This is a genomic window from Robertmurraya korlensis, from assembly GCF_023715225.1.
GTDB lineage: Bacteria > Bacillota > Bacilli > Bacillales > Cytobacillaceae > Robertmurraya_A.
Map to the genome: position 1 here is coordinate 1 of NZ_JAMBNS010000152.1, position 407 is coordinate 407.

At 43.2% G+C, this 407-nt stretch carries 2 tRNA genes; both read left to right on the forward strand.

The annotated features are described in order from the left end of the window. Window positions 1–39: 39 nt before the first annotated feature. Window positions 40–116 (forward strand) — tRNA-Pro (locus tag M3175_RS24620). Window positions 117–137: 21 nt separating this feature from the next. Continuing rightward, window positions 138–213 (forward strand) — tRNA-Ala (locus M3175_RS24625). Window positions 214–407 lie beyond the last annotated feature (194 nt).

Below are 407 nucleotides of genomic sequence, written 5' to 3' on the forward strand. Positions count from 1 at the left end.
GGGTTCGACTCCTTTCGGGCGCGCCATATTAGATTTAATCGGGGAGTAGCTCAGCTTGGTAGAGCACTTGGTTTGGGACCAAGGGGTCGCAGGTTCGAATCCTGTCTTCCCGACCATGATACTACTAATTATTTAATGGGGCCTTAGCTCAGCTGGGAGAGCGCCTGCCTTGCACGCAGGAGGTCAGCGGTTCGATCCCGCTAGGCTCCACCAAAAAAACTTATTGACAGCAGAATTGATTGTTGTTAATATAGTAAAAGTCGCTTCTAAACAAAGTGATAATTGTTCTTTGAAAACTAAACAAATCATACGTCAACAAAAAATGATTAGTGTTGAAATACACACTAGCCAACGTTTTAACTTTAAGAGCTAATCTTACTCTTTATTGGAGAGTTTGATCCTGGCTC